We start from the raw sequence: 22,414 nt of genomic DNA, 5'->3' as shown, positions 1-22,414 counted from the left end.
CGCGAGGTTGCTAGGCCGCCGTCGGGTAGCAATTGCGGGAGGGCGGCGGCGAGCCGCAGGATCCGCACAAGCCGCAGAGCTGGCACGCTGAACCGCCCCCTGCCCACGATTTCACCTTCTCGACGCCGCCGGAGGCGCGAACCTGAAGTACAGTCGAAGCGACGAGGTATACCGAGCCGACAATGATGTCAGGAGTTGATTATGCCCACACTGCGACAGCAGCTGTTCCGGATCAAACCGGTGCCGCGGCAGAAGGAAGACGTCGAGACCGATCTCAAACGCACGATCGGGCTGTTCTCGCTGACGATGGTCGGCGTCGGCTCAACCATCGGCACCGGCATCTTCTTCATCCTCTCCGAGTCCGTTCCGGTGGCGGGACCGGCCGTGATCTGGTCATTCGTCATCGCCGGCGTCGTCGCCGGCCTCGCGGTCATCTGCTACGCCGAGCTCGCCGGATCCGTCCCCGTCTCCGGTTCCTCCTACTCCTATGCGTACGCGACCCTCGGCGAACTGCCGGCGATGGGGGTGGCCGCGTGTCTCCTCCTCGAATACGGAGTCGCCGGTGCGGCCGTCGCGGTCGGCTGGTCGCAGTACGTCAACCAGCTGCTGTTCAATCTCTTCGGATTCCAGATCCCGCACGCCCTGGCCTACGCGCCGGAAGAAGGCGGCATCGTCAACCTGCCTGCCATCCTGCTGCTGGCGATGTGCTGCTTCCTCCTGGTGCGCGGCACCGGCGAATCCATCGTCGTCAATGCGATCATGGTCTGCCTCAAGATCGGCGTGCTCATCTTCTTCATCTGCGTCGGCGTCACCGGCTGGGACTCGAATAACTTCGCCGACTTCGCTCCGTTCGGCATCTCCGGAGTCGTCGCCGGCTCGGGTCTGATCTTCTTCAGCTACGTCGGCATGGACGCTGTCGCCACGGCCGGCGATGAGACGAAGAACCCGAAGAAGACGATGCCCCGAGCTCTCATCGCTGCCCTCATCATCGTCACCTCCGTCTACGTCCTCGTCGCCGTCGCCGCCCTGTCCGCCCAGCCGTGGGAGAAATTCGACGGACAGACCGCAGGCCTGTCGGCCATCCTCGAGAACATCGTCGGCTCGCAGTGGCCCGGCACGGTCGTGGCCGCCGGCGCGGTGATCTCGATCTTCTCCGTCACCCTGGTCTCCATCTACGGCCAGTCCCGCATCCTCTTCACAATGGCCGGCGACGGAATGATGCCCAAGCTCTTCCGCGAGGTCAATCCCCGCACACTCACCCCGGTCAAAGGCACGATCGTCGTCTCCGCCGTCATCGCGGTCCTCGCCGGCTTCATCCCGTTGAACTTCCTCGCCGAGATGACCTCGATCGGCACCCTCGTCGCCTTCGTCGTCGTCTCCCTGGCCGTGATCATCCTGCGCGTGCGCGAACCGGACCTCGAACGCGGCTTCAAGGTCCCGTTCTATCCCGTCCTGCCGGTGCTCTCGATCATCGGCTGCTTCTGGATCATCTCGAGCCTGCAGGTCATCACTATCGTCGTCTTCATCATCTGGACCGCCTTTATCCTGGGCCTGTACTTCATCTTCGGCCGCAAGTCCTCCGTCCTCGGCAAGCAGCTCGCCGAGGCGGGACTCACCAATCTCGAAGCCCCCGGACCGGACTCCACAGGAGGAGCCAAATGAGCATCGTCGTCGGTCTTGCCCCAGGTCAGGACAACCGCGCAGCCGTCGAGCTGGGCATCGTCCTCGCCCGCACCTATCGACGCCGGATCGTCGCAACCGCCGTGGACTCCGCTGCGTTCCCGATGGCGCCCGTGCACTTCGAGAGCCAGTACGAGAACAGGTTCCGCACCGTCGCCGAGGCGGCCCTCGACGAGGCGCGTGCGCTCATTCCCAGCGATATCGAGTCCGAATGTGTCCTCCACTCCGCGCGGTCGTCTCGGCGCGGTCTGCTCGAGATGTGCGAGAAGACCGATGCCTATCGCCTCGTCGTCGGACCATCGTCGGAAGGGAAGCCGGGCAAGATCGCGCTCGGGTCGGTGTCGAACGGTCTGCTGCACAGCGCCAGGCTGCCGGTGGCCCTGGCCCCGGCCGGATTCGAAGCGCCTGCAGGGGCGCGGCTGGAGCGGATCACGGCCGCGTATTCGGGCTCGTCCACCTCGGCGGATCTCATTCTTGGTGCTGCGATGGTCTCGGCGGAGTCGGACGTGCCGTTCCGCATCGCCTCGTTCGCCCCGCGTTCACGTGTGGTCGCCTCGGCGAACGTGCCCTTCGACATGGAGTCGCGCGTCATCGACGAATGGACGAAGACCGTCCAGCACGACACGGACAAGATCCTGTGCTCGATCGAGCAGCTGCACATCAAACCAGGTGAGACGGACGTCGTCGTGGGAACCGGCGCCGATTGGGCCGCGGCGCTCGGCGCTGTCGAGTGGAAGCATCCGGAAGTGATGATGCTCGGATCCTCCGGGCTGGGTGCGCTCAAGCGGGTCTCGCTCGGCAGCCACGCGATGCGGATCCTGCAGAACTCTCCGGTGCCGACCGTCGTCGTGCCCCGTCGGGCGAAGGCCGATTACATCCGCCAGCAGACCGTGTGACGGTCGAACTCGGTGGGAGTTTCGACGCCTGCGGGTGTCCAATGCTTGAGCAGTTCCAAATTGGCTTGGGGCGTCTCGCTAGCCTGGCGACAGGTCACAACGACGTGGCCGAGAGCTAGTAGAGAGGAACCGCATGGAACTGCTGCGACTGGGACCGATCGGACACGAGATTCCGGCTGTCCGCCACGACGGAGTCTGCTTCGACCTCCGCCCGCTGACCGATGACATCGACCCGGACTTCTTCGCCGCCGACGGCTTCGGACGCGTCCGAAGCGCGCTTGACGCTGGGGAACTCAAGCCGCTCGATGGTGCTGATGAAATGCGCATCGGCGCGCCGCTGACCAGACCTTCTGCCATCGTGTGCGTGGGCATGAACTATGCAGCGCATGCTCGTGAGTCCGGAGCCGAACCTCCCGAGCGACCCGTCATCTTCTTCAAGATGCCCTCGACCATCGCCGGGCCCAACGACCCGATCGAACTGCCGCCGTATGCGGCGAAGGCCGATTGGGAGGTCGAACTCGGAGTGGTCATCGGATCACGGACCTTCAGGGTCGCCTCGGCGGAGGAAGGACTCGATCACGTCGCCGGGTACGTGCTCGGCAACGATCTGTCCGAGCGCCGACTGCAGATCGAGGAGTCCGGGGGCCAGTGGTCGAAAGGGAAGAATCTGCCCGGGTTCACCCCGATCGGGCCGTGGATCCGCCCCGCCGCCGAGGTGGACCCCGGCAACCTGCGCCTGCGCAGCTGGGTCAACGGCGAAGCCAGGCAGGATTCGTCGACGAGTGACCTCATCTTCTCCGTCGGCGATATCATCTTCCAGCTCAGCCAGGCGATGGCCTTCGAACCGGGCGACGTCATCCTCACCGGCACACCGCAGGGCGTCGCGCTGTCGGGGCAGTACCCGTACCTGGTCGACGGCGACGTCGTCGAAATCGAGCTCGAGGGCCTCGGCCGACACCGACAGATCGTGACCGTCACGGAGTGAATGCACGAAGCGGCGCACCGATGACTGGTGCGCCGCTTGTGTTTGCGGATCGGCGTCTCAACGATGACGCCGGATCAGGTGAGGGCTGAGATCAGCGGTTCTCGTCGAAGCCGCCCTGCTCGCCACCGAAGCCACCCTGGGCCTGATCCCGGCCGCCGAATCCAGCCTGCTCACGGTCGTCGCCCCCGAAGCCGCCCTGTTCCTGGCCGCCCTGGGCCTGCTGATTCTGGCCGCCGAAGCCACCCTGCTCCTGCTGGCCCGACTGGCCCTGCTGGCCACCCTGATCGCCGAAGCCGCGCTGCTGTCCCTCGGGGCCGCTCTGCTGCTCATTGCCGAAGTCGTTCTGACCGCTGTCGTTGTTGCCTGCGAAATCGTTCGATTCCATGTCCAACTCCTCATTCGGTGACGAATCATCGCTGTCTGCGACTCGATTGCCAGTCTTCGGTACCCAGAGCCTGGCTGACAATAGAGTTCAAGGAATGTTGCACGTAGTTCACTCAAGCCGCAGCTGATGTTCAGCCAAGGCAGCTTTTCAATGCGACTTTGCTGTCAGCGGCATTTCGTCACCGTCCAGCACCGATTGTGGAGAGAAGATGGACGTGGTCGTGACCATGGTGGTCGGACCGCCGGCCGAGCAGACCGGCCGAACGAGTGCGGGAGGCACAATGAGTACACCCGATTCCGACACACGACGGGTGACGAAAGGTCGCGTCACGGTCTGGGCGGTTCTCTGTCTCATTCCGGTGATCGCCGCCTTCGTCCTCCAATGGCTGCCGATTCTCAACGGCCCACATCTGTTTCTCGGGCTGCCGACCATCTTGTGGTGGACCTGTGTGCCCGGCAGCCTCCTCGTCACCGGCATCCTCCTGATCATCGAGAAGACCCGCCCCGATCTCGAACGGCAGGGCCACCTCGACGACCTTGCCCGCGAAGAAGCCGAGAGTCTCGAATCGGCCAAAGTCGGAGACCGACCGGAAGTGCAGGCACACCCCGACAACGGTCGGGAGGGCTGAGATGAGCACTATCGAGATCGTCACCCTCGGCGGAATCGTCCTCGTCGCAATTCTCGGGTTCATCGGACGCAAGAAGCCCAATGCCGACCTCTCCGAGTGGACCGTCGGCGGCCGACGCTTCGGCGTGGCCACCACCTGGCTGCTTCAGGCCGGCGAAACCTTCACCACCTTCACCTTCCTCGGTACCGCCGGGCTCGTGGTCTCGGGAGGCGCCGCCGCCTTCTACTCGATGCCCTACGTACCCCTCGGCTACCTGGTCCTCTACTTCATCGGCCCGAAGATCTGGCGCATGGCCAAAGCACGCGGACACCTGACACAGGCCGACTTCCTCGAACACAGCTACTCCTCGCGCACCCTCGGAGTCATCGCAGGCATCTGCGGAGTCATCTTTCTGCTGCCCTACCTGCAGCTGCAGATCACCGGACTCGGCCTCATCGTCCAACTCGTCACCGGCAACCGAACGACGGGCGTGTGGTCAATGGTCATCGCTTTCATCCTCGTCGTCGCCTTCGTCCTGTGGTCGGGCCTGCGAGGCGTGGCGACGACCGCGTACTTCAAAGACGCGCTCATGCTCGTCATGCTCTTCGTCGTATGCATTTCGATCCCCATCCATTTCACCGGCGGATTCACGAACGTCTTCGACACCGTCGCTGCCACCATGCCCGACCTCCTGAGCGTCCACGGCACAGAGGAATACGGCATCCCCTGGTACATCTCGAACATGGCGATCAGCGCCATCGGCGTGGCCTTCGTGACTCTCCCGCACATGTGGCCGCCGATCCTCGCCGCCCGCAGCTCCGCGGTGCTGCGCCAGAACTACCTGTGGCTGCCGATCTACAACACCTTCATCGTCCTGCCGCTCATCGTCGGCTACGTGGCTGTCGTCATCCTCGGTCGGAACACCGATGCCGACTCGGCTCTGCTCCACCTGTCCGGACAGATGTTCCCCGATTGGGTGATCGGAGTCCTCGCCGTCGCCGGAATCACCACGGCGATGGTGCCCTCGGCCGCGCTGCTCATCGGCATCTCGACCCTGGCTTCACGCAATGTCTTCCGGATCAGATCCGAACGGCATCAGTTCACTGCGACTCAGATCATCGTCGTCGTCGCCACTGCCCTGTCGCTGCTGCTGGCCATCGTCATGCCCGACCTGCTGGCGAACCTCCTGCTGCTGACTTTCTCCGGCCTCGACCAGCTCGCTCCGGCGATCGCCGCGGCTCTCTTCTTCCGCGGTCGTCTCAGTGTTCGCTCGATCATCGCCGGTCTCGCGGCGGGACTGATCGTCGTCATCGCCTACACGTTCTGGCTGCCGTTGCCGTGGGCGATCAGCGAAGGCATCATCGGCCTCGGCGTCAACATCCTCGTCGTTGCGGTCTGCGAAGCCGTGCGTGCCGGGGTCGGTCGGTCGAAGGCTGAGATTCCGACCGAATCCATCGGTCAACGCGCGTAGGTCACGCTGCGGAACAGCTGAGCACCGCCTCGGGGAGGTGGACCATCCGACCGCCCGGGCGGCGGATATCCGCGCCGATCGCCCCGACACCTGGCACCATGGGAGAACCGAACCACGCACAACTAGGAGCATCGTCATGAGCACGCACCGACTTCCCCTTTCCGGTGTGCGAGTCCTCGAACTCGGAAACTACATCGCCGCACCCACCGCCGGGCGGATGCTTGCGGACTTCGGCGCCGAGGTGATCAAGGTCGAACGCCCCGGCACCGGCGATGAGCTGCGCAATTGGCGGCTCAAGGCCGGCGACACCTCGATGCTCTACCGCACGATCAACCGCAACAAGAAGTCGGTCGTGCTCGACCTGCGCAGCGACGAGGGACGCGAAGCTGTGCTCGAACTCGTCCGCCGCAGCGACATCCTGCTCGAGAACTTCCGCCCGGGGACCCTCGAGAAATGGGGACTCGGCCCCGACGTGCTCGAAGAGGCGAACCCCGACCTTGTGTTCGTGCGCATCTCAGCGTTCGGCCAGACCGGACCGATGTCGTCCCGGCCTGGATTCGCCGCCGTCGCCGAAGGATATTCCGGCTTCCGCGAACTCGTTGGCGACCCCGACCGCCCGCCGGTGCGCGTGGGCATCTCGATCGGCGACTCGATCGCCGGAATGCAGGCGGCGTTCGGTGCCGTGATGATGCTCTTCGATCGACAGCGGCAGAAGATCGCCGGAGCCGCCGAGGCGGTCGTCGGATCCGCGCACAGCTTCGAAGGCAAGGGTCCGCTGTCGGAGCGGACCGTCGACGTCGCGCTCAACGAGGCAATGTTCTCCGTGATGGAATCCCTCGTCCCCGACTACTCCGCGTTCGGCGAGGTCCGCACCCGCACCGGCGGTCGGATGGAGGGCATCGCGCCCTCGAACGGCTACATGTGTGCCGGCGGGAAGTCCGTGGTCATCGCCGGCAACGGGGACGGAATCTTCCCGCGGCTGATGACGGCGATCGACCGTCCCGACCTCGCCGAGGATGCCGACCTGCAGACGAATGCCGGCCGTTGGCAGCGGCGCGACGAACTCGACGAAGCCATCGGGGCGTGGTGCGCGCAGCGTTCGGTCGAGGACGTCGTCGAGACTCTGGAGGAAGTGGGCGTTCCGGCGGGACCCATCTACACGGCCGAAGATCTCGTCGCCGATGAGCAGCTCGCCGCTCGCGGGATGATTCAGAACCTCGACGTCTCCACCGGCGAAGAAGTCCTCGAAGACGTCGCCTTCCCCGGCATCACCCCGGTCATCGGCGGCGAATCGATCGCGATCGACCACCTCGGTCCTGATCTGGGCGAGCACACCGACGAAGTGCTGTCATGGCTGGGACTGGCACCGGAGCAGAATGCAGCCCCGGAGCCAGACCAGGACGGCGCTGAGGACTGAACGCCGAGACCCCTTCCGACGGCGACCGCCCAGGTCTATTCTTATGCCATGGGCGAGCTGAGGTACTCGATCAACGTCACCGTCGACGGCTGCTGCGACCACCGCGTCGGAGTCATCAGCGACGATTTCCACCTTCACCATGCGAACAATCTCAAGCGTGCCGACGGGCTGATCTTCGGCCGCGTCACCTACCAGATGATGGAAGACGCGTGGCGCCGACCCGAGGGTGACACGACCCCGGAGGAAGACCTTGATCCGTTCGTCGCGGCCATCGACCCGGCTCGCAAATTTGTCGTCTCCAGCACCCTGGACAGCGTCGACTGGAACTCCGAACTCATCCGCGGCGATCTCGGCACCGCTGTCCGCGAGCTCAAGGAGCAATCGGTGACGGGACTCGCTACAGGGGGAGTGACGCTGCCGCTGGCTCTGGCCGAACTCGGTCTCATCGACGAGTTCGAATTCGTCGTCCACCCCTGCATCGCCGGCCACGGACCCTACCTCTTTGCAGGACTGAGTGACGTCGTCGACCTGGAACTCGTCGACCGCAGCGAACTCGAAGCAGGCCACGCGATCCAGACATACCGGCCGAAGAAGCAGGCTTCCCGATAGACGGGACTGAACACAGGCAATTCTCCCCGACCTCTCATATGTCGAACAAAGTCTGTTACCTGGACTGAGCGCGTTATATAACGAGAGTGGAGTCGCGCATGGTCGCGCGGCGACGAATCGTTTCCCGTTCAGCGGGAGCCTGCGTGAAGGAGTCCCATGGTCCGGCCCACTTCCGTCGATATCCTCGACACCACTCTGCGCGACGGGCTGCAGATCGAAGAAGCCATCGTGCCCACCGAAGTCAAGGTCACCCTGGCTGAGAAACTCATCGGCTCGGGACTCAAACACATCGAGGTCGGCTCCTTCGTCAATCCGAAGAAGGTCCCGCAGATGGCCGACACCGACGAACTGCTGCGCCGTCTGGCACCACACGAGGCCGACGGGGTCGAGTTCTTCACCCTCGTCTTCAACCTCAAAGGCGCCCAAAGGGCCGTCGACGCCGGGGCGAAGAACATCAAACTCGTGCTCTCGGCCTCCGAAGGACACTCGAAAGCGAATTCCGATGCCTCCATCGCCGAGGCGTCCGACCGCCTCATGGACGCCGCAGTCTATGCCCGTGACCAGGGACTGCGCTTCGACATCACGACTGCCGTGAGCTTCATCTGCCCCTTCGACGGGATCACCGAGGCTGACCACCTCGTCGAGGTCCTCCGTCCCTTCGTCGACGCCGGAGCCCACGGCGTCGGGGTGGCCGACACCATCGGCAACGCCAACCCATCGCTGGTCCGCCGCAACACCTCGGCGGTTCTCGACGCCTTCCCCGGCAAACCGGTCAACCTCCACCTCCACGACACCTACAACTTCGGCATGGCCAACGTCATCGCCGCCCTCGAGCTGGGGATCGCGAACTTCGATGCGGCCATGGGCGGACTCGGCGGCTGCCCCTTCGCCCCGGGCGCCGCCGGCAACATCGGCACCGACGACCTCGTCCACCTCCTCCACCGCGAGGGCGTGGCCACCGGCGTCGACGTCGAGGCGCTCACCGAGGTGCGCGACCCCCTCATCGCCGCCGTCGGACACGACCTGACTTCGAGCCTGTCGGACATCCCCGCGACCCCCGCGGTCTTCGACGACCGGTTCGCGGCCGCCTCGGCGAAGGTCTGAAATGACTTCCCACATGACCGCCGAACAGACCCAGGCAACGACCCCCGAACCGCTGCCGCTCGAAGGCATCCGCGTCATCGAGTTCTCCCACATGGTCATGGGTCCCAGCTGCGGGATGATCCTCGCCGACCTCGGCGCCGAGGTCATCAAGGTCGAACCCCGCGGGGCCGGCGACAAGACCCGCTACCTGCCCGGGTCCGGATCCGGGCTGTTCCCCGCGTTCAACCGCAATAAGCACAGCGTCCAACTCGATATCGCCGAGGCGGCCGACCGTGACCGTGTCCTCGACCTCATCGATTCCGCCGATGTCCTGCTCGAGAACTTCCGCGTCGGGAAGATGGAATCGATCGGCTTCGGATACGAGGAGCTCTCGGCCCGCAACCCCGGACTCATCTACTGCTCACTCAAGGGATTTCTCTCCGGGCCCTACGGGAACCGCGCCGCCCTCGACGAGGTCGTCCAGATGCTCGGGGGATTGGCGTATATGACCGGTCCACCCGGCCAGCCGCTGCGCGCCGGAGCCAGCGTCAACGACATCATGGGCGGAATGTTCGGAGTCATCGGCATCCAGTCGGCACTGTGGGTGCGCGAAACCACGGGCCGCGGAAAACTCATCAACTCCGCACTGTTCGAGAACAACGCCTTCCTCGTCGGCACGCACATGGCTCAATCCCAGATCAGCGGCGAACCACCCCGCCCGATGCCGACCCGGCAAGCAACCTGGGCCGTCTATGACATCTTCCGCGATGCTGATGACAACCAGGTCTTCGTCGCCGCCGTCTCCGACGGGCAGTGGCGCGACCTCTGCGACGAATTCGGACTGACGGGGCTGGCCGCCGACCCGGACATGCTGACCAACCAGGGCCGAGTCGACCAGCGCGACCGTATTCATCGCGAGCTCCAGCAGGCACTGTCACGCCTGAGCCTGGCCGAGATCGAAGACAAGTGCACCCGGCGCGGCCTGCCCGTCGCTCCGGTCAACACCCCGGCCGACCTCACCGACGACCCGCACCTTGTGGCCTCCGGAGCGCTCGCCCACACCGGGCTGCCGACAGGTGCAAGCGTGGATGTGCCGCTGCTGCCGCTGACCTTCGACGGGAACCGGCTCGGGCTGCGCAGCGACGTGCCCGAACCCGGCCGCCACAACAGCCATTACCGGGACGGCCCCGCAGTGCCGACGGGCCCGCCGGTCGACGGACCCCAGCCCGACGAGAACCGCCTGGACTGACAATTCAGCCAGCGGCACCACCAAGCACACCACCAAATATCGAGAACCGAACACACAAGGGGACAGCTCATGCGATCAACGACGATCACACGTACACGGACGGCCGCCTCGGCGAAAGAGGGGTCGACGAGTACCCGCAAGCGCGCGGCGAAGATCGGGGCCGTGCTCGCTTCGGTCGCCCTCGTCGTCACTGCCTGTGGGAACAAGGCGCAGCCCCCGGGCGAGGGCGGGGACTATCCGAAGGGACCGGTCTCGGTCACCGCTCCGGCTGAACCCGGATCCGGCTGGGACACCACGGCACGGGCGCTGGTCGAGGCGCTGCAGAAGGAAGACATCGTCTCCTCGCCGCTGCCCGTGCAGAACAAGCCCGGCGGCACCGGCTGCTCGTGGCTGACGTCGATGATGCAGCAGGAGAAGGGCAAGGACGATCAGATCGCCATCACTTCCCTGGCCAGCCAGACGATGAAGGCGCGCAACCTCTGCGAATTCGGTCCCGAGGACACGACGCTCATCGCCACCCTCTACGTCGAGGACTTCATGGTCGTGACGCCGAAGGACGGGGACTTCAAGGACCTCGACGCCCTGGTCAAGGCGCTCAAGGACGACCCGCAGAAGGTCACCGTCGCGGCCGCCGGAGACGACACTCTGCCGTTCGCCCTGTTCGCGAAGGAAGCCGGCGTCGACCCGGCCGACATCAATTTCGTCAACTACGACGGCGGCGGCGAGCAGACGACCGCCATGCTCAACGGGGACGCGAAGGTCGCCATCGCCGGCCTGAGCGAATTCCGCTCCGTCATCGAAGCCGGTGACATCGAACCGCTCGTCACCTTCGCCCAGGAACCGCTGGCAGCGCCCTTCGACAAGGTGCCCACCGCGAAGGACTCCGGCTACGACGTGACCCTGGGCAACTGGCGCGGAGTCTACGGACCCGCCGAGATGCCGCAGGAAGCCGTGGACTTCTGGGCCAAGGCGCTCGAAGACGTGAGCAAGTCCGACGCCTGGCAGGAGACGCTGAAGAACAACCAGTGGGCCACCGAGTTCCACACCGGCGACGACGCCCAGGCCTACGTCGACGACGCGGCGAAGACGGTCGCCGAAGGCGTCAAGGAGACCGACCTGGGCAACAGCAAATGACCGCTTTCCGCACCGACCTCATCACCGGCGGCGCCATCGCCGTCATCGGCGCGGTGTACTACATCGCGACGTTCTCCATCCAGGAGACCGCGAACATCGTCACCCCGCGCACCTTCCCCGCCATCGTGGGGATCGGACTCATCGTGCTCGGCCTCTTCCTCGCCGGCCAGGCGGTCGTCCGGCACCGGAAGGACACCCTCGCCGAGGCGGCTCCCGGGTCCGCGGGATCAGCGCACTCGACCGCGGCGGGGGACGGGGACGGTACGGCCGCCTCGGCGGGGGAATCATCCGTTGAAACCGCCGACCGATCCTCCGGTCAGGAGGGGGTCGGCGGGATCGTCCTCGAAGCCCCGCCGGAGCCGCAGGTGCGCAAGGTCGTGTTCCAGTTCGCGCTCTTCTTCGTCTATCTGGCGATCCTCATCCCGGTCGGATTCCTGCTGTCGACGGCGGCGTTCCTGATGGGGCTGACCAGCATCTACGCGCCTGAGAAGTGGATTCGCAACCTCATCTTCTCCGTCCTCTTCGCGGTCGTGGTCTACACGGCGTTCGTCTACGGACTCGCCGTGTACCTGCCGGTCGGGATCCTGGGTTAGGGGGCGGTCATGGACACTCTCATCGATCTGGGAGGCGGCTTCGCCTCGGCACTCGAGCCGGTCAGCCTCGCCTTCGCCCTCCTCGGCGTGCTGCTGGGCACCGTCGTCGGAGTGCTGCCGGGAATCGGACCGATCTCCGCGATCGCGATCCTCATCCCGGTCTCCTTCGGAATGGAGCCGGTGCACGGCCTCATCCTGCTGTGCGGAATCTACTACGGGTCGATGTACGGCGGCTCGATCACCGCTACGCTCATCAAAACCCCTGGTGAGGTAGCCAGCGCGGTGACCGCGATCGAAGGCTACGAAATGGCTCGCCGAGGTCGGGGCAAGGCCGCCCTGGCGACCGCGGCGATCGGATCGTTCCTCGCCGGCACACTGGCGATCATCGGACTGACGTTCCTCTCACCCGTCCTCGTCAAGCTCGCGAACGTCTTCGGTGCGACCGAGTACTTCCTGCTCATGGCCACGGCCCTGCTGCTCGCCTCGACGATGTCGGCGGGTTCGCGAGCCAAGGCGCTCATCTCGATCTTCATCGGCCTGGCCGTCGGCCTCATCGGACTCGACTTCCAGACCGGACTGCCTCGGCAGACCTTCGGCATGGATCTGCTCTCCGATGGGATCGACTTCACGATCTTCGCGATGGCGCTCTTCGCCATCCCCGAGGCGATCCGCAACCTCGCGCTCGGACGTGGGGCCAAGGATGAGATCCAGAGCTTCGGAAACGACAAATGGATGACGAAGGAAGACTGGCAGCGGTCGGCCGGCCCGTGGGCCCGCGGTTCCGTGGTCGGCTTCATCATCGGCATCCTGCCAGGAGTCGGTCCGTCGCTGGCCTCGTTCATGTCCTACATCATGGAGAAGCGGATCTCGAAGCGGAAGGACGAATTCGGTCACGGCGCCATCGAGGGTGTGGCCGGTCCCGAAGCGGCGAACAACGCCGGTGTCGGTGGTGCGATGATTCCGCTTTTCAGCCTCGGCATCCCGGGTTCGGCGACGACGGCGCTGCTGCTCTTCGTGTTCACGATGTACGGCCTGCAGCCAGGACCGCTGATCTTCCGGGACGAGACCGGTCTGATCTGGACGATCATCGCCAGCATGTACATCGGCAACATTGCGCTCATCATCCTCAACCTGCCGCTGGTCGGGGTCTTCGTGAAGCTGCTGAAGATGCCCAAGGAGATCCTCTTCTCATCCATCCTCGTGCTTGTGGTCATCGGCGCCTACGCCATCGAATTCAGCCTGTTCGGGCTGATGATGCTCGGCATCTTCGGCGTCATCGGCTACCTCATGGAGAAGGGCGGCATCCCTTTGGCTCCGGCGATCCTGGCGCTCGTGCTCGTGCCGCTGCTCGAGGACAACTTCCGGCGCATGCTGCAGATCTCCGGTGGATCGTTCGCGCCCCTGGTCACCAGGCCGGTGTCGCTGTCGATCATCATCCTCATGGTGCTCGGCATCATCGGACCCATCATCTTCCGGTGGTGGGTGTCCCGGCGGAAGCTGCTCGCCGATGTGACGGTGTCGTGAGGAGTGGGAATGAAGAGTTCTGACCAGGTGCCGGCGGAGATCGGAGTCATCGACCGCAGTGCGGCCATCCTCGAAGTCCTCCAGGACTCGCCGATGACGGCTGCGGAGGTGTGCCGCCGCCTCGGCTATTCGAAGTCGACGACGTATCGGCTGCTGACCGACCTGCGGGCGCACAAGTTCATCGTCCGTGACTCCTCGGGGCTGCTGCGGTTGGGCCCTTTCCCGGGCCGGCGCAATATCGCCACGACGAACTCGGTGCTCGACCATCTGCGGACGATGACCGGGGAATCCGTGCAGCTGTGGGTCCGCGTCGGTGAGGACCGTGTGTGCGTGCGCAACGTCGAAGCCGATCATGAGCTGCGCGTCTCGCGTGGAGTCGGGGCGGTGCTCCCGCTCGTCGACGGCGGCTCGGCGGCCCTGGCGCTGTGCGGGCCGGGAAATCCGGCGGAGTTCTACGCGACGAAGCAGGCACGGGTGGCCGGGACCGCCTCGGCGAGTGTGGCCTTCACCGTCGGTGCGATCGTGTTCGCCCTCTGTGTGTCCTACCCGCTGACGCGGGAACCGGACAACGTCGCCGGCGCCTATCGCAGCCTGCTCAGCCGGGCTGCCGTCGAGCTGCGGGCGCTGCTCGACGGCAGCGAGGAACTCGAGGTGCTGCGCGATATCGCCCGACTGGCGCTGGGCGCGCGGAAGCAGGCGGGGGAGTAGGCAGGGAATGGGCGGGACCATTCCGCCGTTGGCTCAGTCGGCGGACGAAAGGTCACTCGGTCGGAGGATGGCCGAGGTAGAAGCCGGTGGTGCGTTCCGCGGCGGCGCGCGCCTGATCGACGGGTGTGCCTGCTGCGGCCGAGGCCTCGCCCCAGCGGGTGCTGGAGGTGCGGACGAATTCCTGGGCCGGCGCCGAGGCGACCCATTTGTTCTCGTCTTCCGGGCGTCCCGTGCCGGCCACGAGATGGTTGGCGAGTCCGAGGAAGGAGATGTCCCACCCGACCCCGGTGGCGCCGGGTCCGAACTGCACCCAGAAATCGGCGTTCGCCTCACCCGTGTGGGAGTGCTCGAGGGTCAGGCGTGCGCCGTCGTCTGCCTCGGCGATGCGGATGGCGACATGGCTGATTCCTCCTGCGAACTCCCAGGTCAGCGAATAGAAGTGGGGCGGTTCGCAGTTCTCGATCGTGCCGGAGGCATTGCCTTCGATCTGGTAGCGGCCGCCGAGTTCGAGGTCGCCGCTGACGGGCGCGAACCAGCGCTCGAGCCGGACCGGTTCGGTGCAGGCTTCCCAGAGGTCGGAGACGGTGGTCGGGTAGGTCTGGCTCAGCGTCTGGACCGTGTGCTGGTTGTCGCCCTCGACGGTGATGTTGAGCCCGCGGTCGACGGCGTCGGCCTGCGCGGCGAGGACCTGGTCTTCGGTGGGGCGACTGGAGTCGGGGGTGGTCATGGAAGCTCCTCGGAGGTCGTCGATGATCTGACGGCGGTTGAAGGTGAGGCGCGGGAGGTTCGCCGAAGATCGGCGGTACTTCATGGTAACCAAGGATGCGCGGCGGTGGAATGGCATTGGTCCAGTTTGGGGATGAGAACGGATATGTCATTTTTCAGGCTCGGTCCATCAGCCGACGCATAGTGTGGAGCGCAGACGGAGCCGCCGAGCGCGGGACCCGGACAAGCGCGCACCGCACCAATGGGAGGACCCCTTATGACCACACGCATCGCCGTCGTCGTCGGCAACCCGAGCCAAAATTCGCGAACCCGCCAAGTGGCCGAAGACCTCGCCGCCAAGATCGCGGAGGTGACCGGATCCGAGATCGACGAGACCATCGAACTCGCCGAGGTGACCGACGAGATCTTCGAGTGGAAGTCTGACCGCCTCAACACACTCACCGAGCGTCTGGCCACCGCCGACTACGCCGTCATCGCCACGCCGACCTACAAGGCCAGCTACACCGGACTGCTCAAAGCCTTCCTCGACCGGTACGACGCTGGCGGTCTGCACGGACTGACCGCGATCCCGGTCTTCACCATCGGGTCCCCGGCGCACACGATTGCTGTGGAGACGACCCTGCGTCCGCTGCTCGTCGAACTCGGCGCCAGCGTGCCGACGAAAGGTCTGGCGTTCCCGACCGCAAAATTCGATGACCGCGCAAACGTGCTCGACGAATGGGTCGAGGCTCAGAAGGCATACCTGCCGCAGAGATGAGCCTTCAGCTTGGTGAACCTGCAGCGGCTTAGTACAGGAGGCCGAGCTATTGCAGGTTCACCACGCTGGAGAGCTGGCCGGTGCCGGGAACGTGGCGCGGGCCCGCTGAACGCATCAGCGGACCCGCGCGACATCCTCGGCGAATGAGGTCGCCCCGATCGGGGACGGCCGCCTCGGTGGGGTTCAGTCGATCTGCAGCTCGCCCATCGCATCCCAATCGTCACCGTCGATCTGACGGGAGATGATCTTCGGGGTCGCTGCCAGCGCGGAGTGCATCGGCCCGCCCGCGGCGGTCGCGGCCTGGAAGTGGTCGGACTTCACGTGCGCTTCGGCGGCATCGTCGTCGAAGGCTTCGACGAGGACATACTCGTTCGGGTCATCGAGGCTGCGCGACCAGTCGAACCATTTGTTGCCCGGTTCGGCACGGGTCGCCTCGGTGAATTCGCGGGTGAGTTCGGGCCACTGGTCGGCCATTTCGGGCTTGACGGGGAACTTCACGACGATGAAGATCATGTCTTCTTCCTTCTCTCTGTGGTTGTTCTCTCGGGTGGAGATGTGGGTAGGGCGGTGTCGGCTTCTGCTCTCAGCGACAACGTTACGAGAACTGCATTCCGCCGTCGACGAGCATGGTCTGTCCGGTGATGTAATCGGAGTCCTCGCTGGCGAGGAACGACACGAGGTTCGCGACGTCCTCGGGCACGGAAACCCGGCCCATGAGGATGTCACCAGCATATTTCTTGATCGCCTCACCCTTGGCCAGCCCCTCCTCGGCGGCGAGCTTCTCATCGATGAGATCCCACATCGCGGTGCCGACGATGCCGGGCCCGTAGGCGTTGACGGTGATGCCGTGCTTGGCCCACTCCATTGCCGCACCCTGGGTGAGCCCGCGCACCGCCCATTTCGTCGCCGAATACGGCGACAGGAGGGCGAAGGGGCGGAACGCGACGATCGAGGCGGCGCCGATGATCTTGCCGCCGTTGCCCTGCTCGATCATCTGCTTCGCCGCGGCCTGATACGACAGGAACACCCCGGTGAGATTGACGTCGACGATCTTCTCGAAATCGGCCTTCGAATAGTCGATGAGAGGTTCGACCTGGGCGATTCCGGCGTTCGCGACGAAGACGTCGAGCTTTCCTCCCGCTTCCACGGCGACCTCGACGAGGCGGCTCAGCGAATCCTCGTCCGTGACGTTGACCTCAGCGACGGTGGCCCTCCCACCTGCGCTTTCGATCGTGGTGACGGTCTCCGCCACCCCGTCCTGCATGCTTGGCAGGTCAGCCACGATGACATGATGGCCATCGGCTCCGAGCCTCTGCGCGATGCCCTGGCCGATTCCCCGTGCGGATCCCGTCACCACCGCGACGCTGTTGTTCGTGCCCATTTCTCCTCCTTGAGTTCTCAACTGTGAGCGAGCACGATCATTCTCAGCAGAGTCGGCAGCCGGAGGACATGGTTCTTCTCATGTGGCGATAAAGCTGGGGGTCAAACGTGGCCGGTTGTGGGGAGATGGGGCCTCCGTGGGTAGCCTGCGGCTCAGGCGTGCTCGGCGACGGGGACGGTGACCGAACCGCCGCGCAGGTAGCTCGACGCCAGTCCCGCATGCTCGCGCAGGGTCGACTCGACCAGCTTCGCGCGACCCGCCATCTTCGACGAGGGGGTGCTGATCGCCATCGCCCCGACCTGCATTCCCGTGCCGTTGCGCACCGGCACGGCCGCGCAGGTCTGACGGGGCAGGAACTCCTCGTGCTCCCAGGCGATTCCGCGGGTGGCCACCTCGGCGAGGTGGGGGTCGAGGGCCTCCCGACTGATCATCGTCTGCGGGGTGAGCACCTGCATCCCGCGCGCCTCGAGGTAGTCGGTGCGCTGCGGTTCGGGCATTCCGGCCAGGAGGATCTTGCCGAAAGCGGTGGCGTGCGCCGCCTCGTGGAAACCGAAGCGCAGAGGCCGCAGCCGCGGATGCTTCTCGCAGTCGGAGCAGTAGGTGAGGATGATGTCCGAGCCGCGGTAGATCGCGAAATAGGCGGCAGTGCCCAGCGACCGGTGGAGCTGATCGGTGATCTGCCGGATCGGATGCGGAGCGACGAGGCGCTGCTGGAATGACAGTCCGAGTTCGAAGCATTTGGGACCGAGCTCGAAGCGCTTGGTGTCCTTGAGGTAGACGAGATACCCGGAATCGGCGAGCTCGTTGAGGAGCCGGTAGACGGTGGGCAGCGGGATCTCGAGGCGGGTGGCCACGGTCTTCGCGGCGGCACAGCCCGAAGCGGCGACGGCCTCCAGGACGGAGAAGGTTCGTTGGATCACGGCACTGTTGGACACACGGTCTCCTGACTGTGCGATCGCCTCGGCGATCGACTTTTTCATGTGATGAGAATGAGGATAGTCCATGGTGTCGCGGGTCACATAGGTTGCTCATGTCAGGACAGTGGCGGGCGTGCGTCGATGCCGCCTGCCGAGTGGAGCAAAGGAGCATCCGATGGCATTCCCTGCAAAATACCCATCGCTGAATGCGATGGAGATGACGGACGAGGCGAAGCAGACCCTCATCCGAGTGCTGCGCGTGGCATTCCCGCACGCAGATTTCCCCGACGGACCGTATGTGCGCACCGCGGAGAAGATCCTCATCGCCGCCGATGAGGAGACGTGGTTCCGGGTGGCCCTCATCCAAGGGCTGCTGTCGTTGGATCAGCTCTCCGACGGTGATTTCTGCGGACTCGATGATGACTCCGCGCTCAAGGTGCTGCGCCGGGTCGAGTCCACCGAGTTCTTCGGATTCGTCCGCCGCACCGCCGTGCTCAACCTCTATAACGATGTCGAGGTGTGGGAGACGCTCGGCTACGAAGGACCCTCGTTCGACAAGGGCGGCTACATCAACCGCGGCTTCGATGATCTCGACTGGCTGCCCGAACCGCGGATCGTCTACCCCGAGGATGAGCCGCTGCCCGAGCTCGGCGACGGGGTTATGGGTGTCCGCAGCGGCAGCGCTGCCAGTGACGATTCGACCAATCAGCCGGCGCCGCAGAGCGTCGAGATGGGTGAGGTGAAGAAGTGATGACCGCTGAGAATATAGGACGCGGTGCCAGCGCCGAGGCTGGACGCAGTGTAACCGGATACAGCATCGACCCGGACGAGGAGGCCGTCGTCATCGTCGGCTCCGGCGCCGGCGGCGGAACCCTGGCCTACGAACTCACCGCGAAGGGCATCCCCGTCGTCGTCCTCGAAGCCGGGCCGTATCTGCACAACGAGGACTACGTCAACAACGAATGGGAAGCCTTCAACCAGATGGCCTGGCTCGATCCCAGGACGACGACCGGATCGTGGCGGATCGCCCGCGATTTCCCGAACCTGCCGGCCTGGATCGTCAAAGCTGTGGGCGGGACGACGACCCACTGGTCGGGAGCGACCCCGCGATTCAAGGCTCATGAGTTCAAGGCCCGCAGCGTCTACGGCCGCATCGACGGCGCCAACCTCCTCGACTGGCCGATCACCCTCGAGGAGATGGCCCCGTACTACGACCGGGCCGAGAAGGCGATGGGCTCGACCCACGTCCACGGCCGGAAGCCGCTGCCGGCGAACAACAACTACAAGGTCTTCGCCGGAGGGGCGAAGGAAGTCGGCTACAAGTTCTACGCCACCGGTCCGTACGCCACGAACGCCGAAGAATACGACGGCCGCCCCGCCTCCATCCAGGACGGCTTCAACTTCCAAGGCGATAAGAACAAATCCAAATGGTCGACCCTGGTCAGAGAGCTGCCGCGGGCCGCGGACACGGGGCTGCTCGATCTGCGACCCGAGTCCCAGGCAGTGCAGATCACCCACGATGCGGGCGGTCGGGCCGATGCCGTGCTCTACCTCGACAAGGACGGCAATCTCCACCGCCAGGCCGCGAAGATCGTGTGCGTGGCCGGCAACTCGATCGAGACGCCGAGGCTGCTCCTCCTCTCCGGCACACCGTCCTTCCCTGATGGGTTGGCGAACTCGTCCGGCCATGTGGGCCGGAACTATATGCGCCACCTGACCGGTACCGTGTGGGGCCACTTCGACAAGCCGGTGCGGATGTATCGCGGGGAGACGATGGCCGGAGTCATCGCCGACGAGTCGATCCATGATCCCGACCGCGGATTCTCCGGCGGCTACTACATGGAGACGATCTCGTTGGGCCCGGCATTCATGGCCTCCTTCGTCGAGCCCGGCGGGTGGGGACCGGACTTCGCGGCGCTGCTCGACCGGTATCTCAACACGGCGGGAATGTGGATCGTCGGTGAGGACATGCCGCAGGAGAGCAACCGGGTGACGCTGAATACGACGGTCAAGGACACGAACGGTCTGCCCGTGCCGAACGTCCACTACGACGACCATGCCAATGACCTGGCGATGCGCGAACACGCCTACGCCGCAGGTCAGAGGGTCTACGAGGCGGTCGGAGCGCAGACCTCCCACCGCACTCCGCCCTATCCGTCGACGCATAACCTCGGCACCGCGCGGATGAGCGAACGCCCCGAAGACGGAGTCGTAGACAAATGGGGCCGGACCCACGACGTGAAGAACCTCTTCATCTCCGACGGATCGGTCTTCACCACCGGCGCCGCCGCGAATCCGACACTGACGATCGTGGCGCTCGCGATCCGGCAGGCCGAGTACATCGCCGAGGCGCTGCGGACTCAGGAGATATAGGGGCGGCAGGATGTCGTCGCATCGATCGGCGTCGGTTCTGTCAACGGATGGAATCGACGCCGAACTGCTGTGAGAGAGCATCGGACCAATAGGATGAAAGGGAGACGCATCAAGGAGGAGACTGCCTGTGGCACGTACCGTCTACTACACCGCGACCACGCTCGACGGGTTCATCGCCGACCCGAATGACTCGCTCGAATGGTTGCTGCGCCAGACCGAAGAACCGCCGGACGACGGGTTCATCGACGGAGTCGGAGCGATCGTCATGGGTTCGACGACGTACGAATGGGTGCTGCGCAATCTCGACGGGCCGTGGCCCTATGAGGTTCCCGCGTGGGTGATGACCCACCGGAAGCTCGGCCTGCCCGAAGCCGGGAAGGACGGGATGACACCCGACATCCGGTTCGCGAAGGGCTCGGTCTCCGACCACTACTTCGAAATGTGCACCGCCACGGGCGACCATGACCTGTGGGTGATGGGCGGCGGCGACCTCGCCGGACAGTTCGCCGACGAGGGACTCCTCGACGAGATCATTACCTGGACCGCGCCGGTGGTCCTCGGCAAGGGGCGCTCGCTCCTGCCGCGCCGCCTCGACCTCGAACTCATCGAAGTCGGACACAGCGCCCCCTTCGTCATCTCCCGCCACCGAGTCATCGGGCCCCTCCTCGAGGACAGCCCAGCAGAGTGACGCTTCTCGAGGACGGCTGAAGACTCGCCCGCATCGTCCATTCGCCGAGGAGGTACGAGGTTTCGTACGGGAGGATCCCTGGTGGGAATGTACACGGCCGCCTAGGCGAAGTGATCGATTTTTCGTACGTAGGGGTGGGCCGCCTCGGCGGGGTTCATCCGGATATCGGGCACCCCTGGTGGGCGGTGGGATTCCGTGATTCGATGCAGTCATGACTGCTGCGATTGAGAACCATCGGGCCCGCCTGCGCGCGGGGGAGATCTACAACGGACTGTGGATGATGTCGACGAGTCCGGAGCTGGCGAAGGCCGGGTCGGCGGCCGGATTCGACTATGTCTGCCTCGACCTGCAGCACGGGCTGGTGCGGCCCACCGACGTGCTGCGACTGTCCGACGCTGTGCGCGCCAGCGGCGACGCACTCGTAACGGCGCGGGTCGCGGCGAACCGATTCACCGAGATCGGGGCGCTCGCCGACGCCGGAGTCGAGGCGATCATCGTCCCGCTCGTATCCTCGGTCGACGAAGCGCAGGCCGCAGTGGCTGCGCTCGACTATCCCTCGCGGGGCGGGGGCCGTTCCTGGGGACCGACAGCCGAGATCATGCACGGCGCCGTGCAGGACACTCGGGATGAGCGGCCGCTGCTGTTCGTCATGATCGAGAACGAGGAGGGTCTGGCCGCGGTCGAGGACATCTGCGCCGTGCCGGGAATCGACGGGGTGTACGTCGGTCCGTCCGATCTCGCGTTCGCTGTCGGCGCGCTGCCGGGGCAGCACAACGAGGCCCACGCCGAGGCGCTCGTGCGGATCCGCACGGCCGCCGATGCCGCCGGGGTGGTTCCGGGAATCCACTGCGGCGACGGCGAGGAGGCTCGGTTGCGTCGGGAACAGGGCTTCCGCTTCATCACCTCATGCGGCGACTTGGGCGCCGCAGGCCGAGCCTTCCGCGAGGACCTATCCACCGCCCGCTCCTAGTTTCTCCAATTACTACCTGACGGCGGCTCAGCAACCTCGCGCGAGGTATCTGGGCCGCCGTCAGGTAGTTCGGGGATCCGCGTTGCGCGCGACGTTGCCATGGTGCGCCAGGATGTTCTTGGGAAGTCCGAGTATCCTGGCGTTTCTCAATTCAACTCTCGAGTTTTTCCTGCCTGCACAAACTCATTGATGCAATTCCTTCAGGGTATCGAAACATGCGAAAACAATCTTGGACAGGCATCGTTGAGTCGCGAATACTGG

Annotated in this window: 23 protein-coding genes; 18 read left to right on the top strand and 5 right to left on the bottom strand. The window is 65.2% G+C overall.

Translation table 11 applies throughout. From position 1 onward, the window contains the following. The first annotated feature begins 201 nt into the window (after positions 1 to 201). The 3 genes from HIM68_RS12980 to HIM68_RS12970 all read left to right on the top strand — a co-directional run bounded on the left by HIM68_RS12980 (position 202) and on the right by HIM68_RS12970 (position 3,561). Complete coding sequence (locus tag HIM68_RS12980) at positions 202 to 1,662, top strand: APC family permease (protein WP_172172777.1); 1,461 nt, start codon at positions 202 to 204, stop codon at positions 1,660 to 1,662. Then, positions 1,659 to 2,576 (top strand): universal stress protein, encoded by a 918-nt coding sequence (locus tag HIM68_RS12975; RefSeq protein WP_172172775.1) that lies wholly within the window; start codon positions 1,659 to 1,661, stop codon positions 2,574 to 2,576. Before HIM68_RS12980 ends, HIM68_RS12975 begins: the two co-directional genes overlap by 4 nt. Before the next feature lie 133 nt (positions 2,577 to 2,709). Further along, complete coding sequence (locus HIM68_RS12970) at positions 2,710 to 3,561, top strand: fumarylacetoacetate hydrolase family protein (protein ID WP_172172773.1); 852 nt, start codon at positions 2,710 to 2,712, stop codon at positions 3,559 to 3,561. A gap of 91 nt (positions 3,562 to 3,652) precedes the next feature. Here HIM68_RS12970 and HIM68_RS12965 read toward each other — a convergent pair whose 3' ends face one another. Beyond that, positions 3,653 to 3,946, bottom strand: a complete 294-nt coding sequence (locus HIM68_RS12965) for a hypothetical protein (protein ID WP_216657123.1) — start codon at positions 3,944 to 3,946, stop codon at positions 3,653 to 3,655. Between the two features lie 280 nt (positions 3,947 to 4,226). Here HIM68_RS12965 and HIM68_RS12960 point away from each other — a divergent pair, with 280 nt between their 5' ends. The 10 genes from HIM68_RS12960 to HIM68_RS12915 all read left to right on the top strand — a co-directional run bounded on the left by HIM68_RS12960 (position 4,227) and on the right by HIM68_RS12915 (position 14,341). Beyond that, positions 4,227 to 4,574 carry a hypothetical protein gene (locus tag HIM68_RS12960; protein WP_172172771.1) on the top strand — a complete coding sequence of 116 codons (348 nt, stop codon included), beginning with the start codon at positions 4,227 to 4,229 and terminating at the stop codon, positions 4,572 to 4,574. 1 nt (position 4,575) lies between these two features. Next, positions 4,576 to 6,024 (top strand): sodium:solute symporter, encoded by a 1,449-nt coding sequence (locus tag HIM68_RS12955; protein WP_180345551.1) that lies wholly within the window; start codon positions 4,576 to 4,578, stop codon positions 6,022 to 6,024. Between the two features lie 136 nt (positions 6,025 to 6,160). Continuing rightward, positions 6,161 to 7,441, top strand: a complete 1,281-nt coding sequence (locus HIM68_RS12950) for a CaiB/BaiF CoA-transferase family protein (protein WP_139906580.1) — start codon at positions 6,161 to 6,163, stop codon at positions 7,439 to 7,441. 48 nt (positions 7,442 to 7,489) lie between these two features. After that, positions 7,490 to 8,050, top strand: a complete 561-nt coding sequence (locus tag HIM68_RS12945; RefSeq protein ID WP_139906581.1) for a dihydrofolate reductase family protein — start codon at positions 7,490 to 7,492, stop codon at positions 8,048 to 8,050. Between the two features lie 156 nt (positions 8,051 to 8,206). Continuing rightward, positions 8,207 to 9,154: a hydroxymethylglutaryl-CoA lyase gene (locus HIM68_RS12940; RefSeq protein ID WP_172172769.1), complete on the top strand. Its 948-nt coding sequence runs from the start codon at positions 8,207 to 8,209 to the stop codon at positions 9,152 to 9,154. A gap of 13 nt (positions 9,155 to 9,167) precedes the next feature. Further along, positions 9,168 to 10,382 (top strand): CaiB/BaiF CoA-transferase family protein, encoded by a 1,215-nt coding sequence (locus HIM68_RS12935; RefSeq protein ID WP_172172767.1) that lies wholly within the window; start codon positions 9,168 to 9,170, stop codon positions 10,380 to 10,382. A 69-nt stretch (positions 10,383 to 10,451) separates the two neighbouring features. Beyond that, complete coding sequence (locus HIM68_RS12930) at positions 10,452 to 11,516, top strand: tripartite tricarboxylate transporter substrate binding protein (RefSeq protein ID WP_172172765.1); 1,065 nt, start codon at positions 10,452 to 10,454, stop codon at positions 11,514 to 11,516. Beyond that, positions 11,513 to 12,109 carry a tripartite tricarboxylate transporter TctB family protein gene (locus HIM68_RS12925; RefSeq protein ID WP_172172763.1) on the top strand — a complete coding sequence of 199 codons (597 nt, stop codon included), beginning with the start codon at positions 11,513 to 11,515 and terminating at the stop codon, positions 12,107 to 12,109. Before HIM68_RS12930 ends, HIM68_RS12925 begins: the two co-directional genes overlap by 4 nt. Positions 12,110 to 12,118: 9 nt before the next feature. Further along, the gene (locus tag HIM68_RS12920; protein WP_172172761.1) at positions 12,119 to 13,633 is read left to right on the top strand and encodes a tripartite tricarboxylate transporter permease; all 1,515 of its coding nucleotides are present in this window, start codon (positions 12,119 to 12,121) and stop codon (positions 13,631 to 13,633) included. A 9-nt stretch (positions 13,634 to 13,642) separates the two neighbouring features. Continuing rightward, a complete protein-coding gene (locus HIM68_RS12915) occupies positions 13,643 to 14,341 on the top strand; it encodes a helix-turn-helix domain-containing protein (protein ID WP_172172759.1) in 699 nt (232 codons plus the stop codon). Positions 14,342 to 14,393: 52 nt separating this feature from the next. Here the strand turns inward: HIM68_RS12915 and HIM68_RS12910 are convergent, their stop codons facing one another. Continuing rightward, complete coding sequence (locus HIM68_RS12910; protein ID WP_172172757.1) at positions 14,394 to 15,068, bottom strand: SRPBCC family protein; 675 nt, start codon at positions 15,066 to 15,068, stop codon at positions 14,394 to 14,396. 255 nt (positions 15,069 to 15,323) lie between these two features. Here HIM68_RS12910 and HIM68_RS12905 point away from each other — a divergent pair, with 255 nt between their 5' ends. Continuing rightward, a complete protein-coding gene (locus HIM68_RS12905) occupies positions 15,324 to 15,824 on the top strand; it encodes an NADPH-dependent FMN reductase (RefSeq protein ID WP_172172755.1) in 501 nt (166 codons plus the stop codon). Between the two features lie 183 nt (positions 15,825 to 16,007). On the opposite strand, the gene HIM68_RS12900 is transcribed toward HIM68_RS12905, so the two are convergent. The 3 genes from HIM68_RS12900 to HIM68_RS12890 all read right to left on the bottom strand — a co-directional run bounded on the left by HIM68_RS12900 (position 16,008) and on the right by HIM68_RS12890 (position 18,185). Further along, a complete protein-coding gene (locus HIM68_RS12900) occupies positions 16,008 to 16,337 on the bottom strand; it encodes a putative quinol monooxygenase (protein WP_172172753.1) in 330 nt (109 codons plus the stop codon). Positions 16,338 to 16,419: 82 nt separating this feature from the next. Next, positions 16,420 to 17,205, bottom strand: a complete 786-nt coding sequence (locus tag HIM68_RS12895) for an SDR family oxidoreductase (protein WP_172172751.1) — start codon at positions 17,203 to 17,205, stop codon at positions 16,420 to 16,422. Between the two features lie 152 nt (positions 17,206 to 17,357). Then, complete coding sequence (locus HIM68_RS12890) at positions 17,358 to 18,185, bottom strand: IclR family transcriptional regulator (protein ID WP_172172749.1); 828 nt, start codon at positions 18,183 to 18,185, stop codon at positions 17,358 to 17,360. A gap of 112 nt (positions 18,186 to 18,297) precedes the next feature. On the opposite strand from HIM68_RS12890, the gene HIM68_RS12885 reads away from it, so the two are divergent. The 4 genes from HIM68_RS12885 to HIM68_RS12870 all read left to right on the top strand — a co-directional run bounded on the left by HIM68_RS12885 (position 18,298) and on the right by HIM68_RS12870 (position 22,153). Then, a complete protein-coding gene (locus HIM68_RS12885) occupies positions 18,298 to 18,873 on the top strand; it encodes a hypothetical protein (protein WP_172172747.1) in 576 nt (191 codons plus the stop codon). After that, positions 18,873 to 20,495, top strand: a complete 1,623-nt coding sequence (locus tag HIM68_RS12880) for a GMC family oxidoreductase (protein ID WP_216657122.1) — start codon at positions 18,873 to 18,875, stop codon at positions 20,493 to 20,495. The genes HIM68_RS12885 and HIM68_RS12880 overlap by 1 nt, the downstream gene beginning before the upstream one ends. A 127-nt stretch (positions 20,496 to 20,622) precedes the next feature. Continuing rightward, positions 20,623 to 21,183, top strand: a complete 561-nt coding sequence (locus HIM68_RS12875) for a dihydrofolate reductase family protein (protein WP_172172745.1) — start codon at positions 20,623 to 20,625, stop codon at positions 21,181 to 21,183. Positions 21,184 to 21,394: 211 nt separating this feature from the next. Then, entirely contained in the window at positions 21,395 to 22,153 is a 759-nt protein-coding gene (locus HIM68_RS12870) for an HpcH/HpaI aldolase/citrate lyase family protein (RefSeq protein WP_172172743.1), read from the top strand. The last annotated feature ends 261 nt before the right edge of the window (positions 22,154 to 22,414 follow it).

Source organism: Brevibacterium sp. CT2-23B (assembly GCF_013168765.1).
GTDB classification, from domain to species: domain Bacteria; phylum Actinomycetota; class Actinomycetes; order Actinomycetales; family Brevibacteriaceae; genus Brevibacterium; species Brevibacterium sediminis.
Note: the sequence above shows the minus strand (reverse complement) of the source record. Positions and strands in the feature narration are given on the sequence as shown.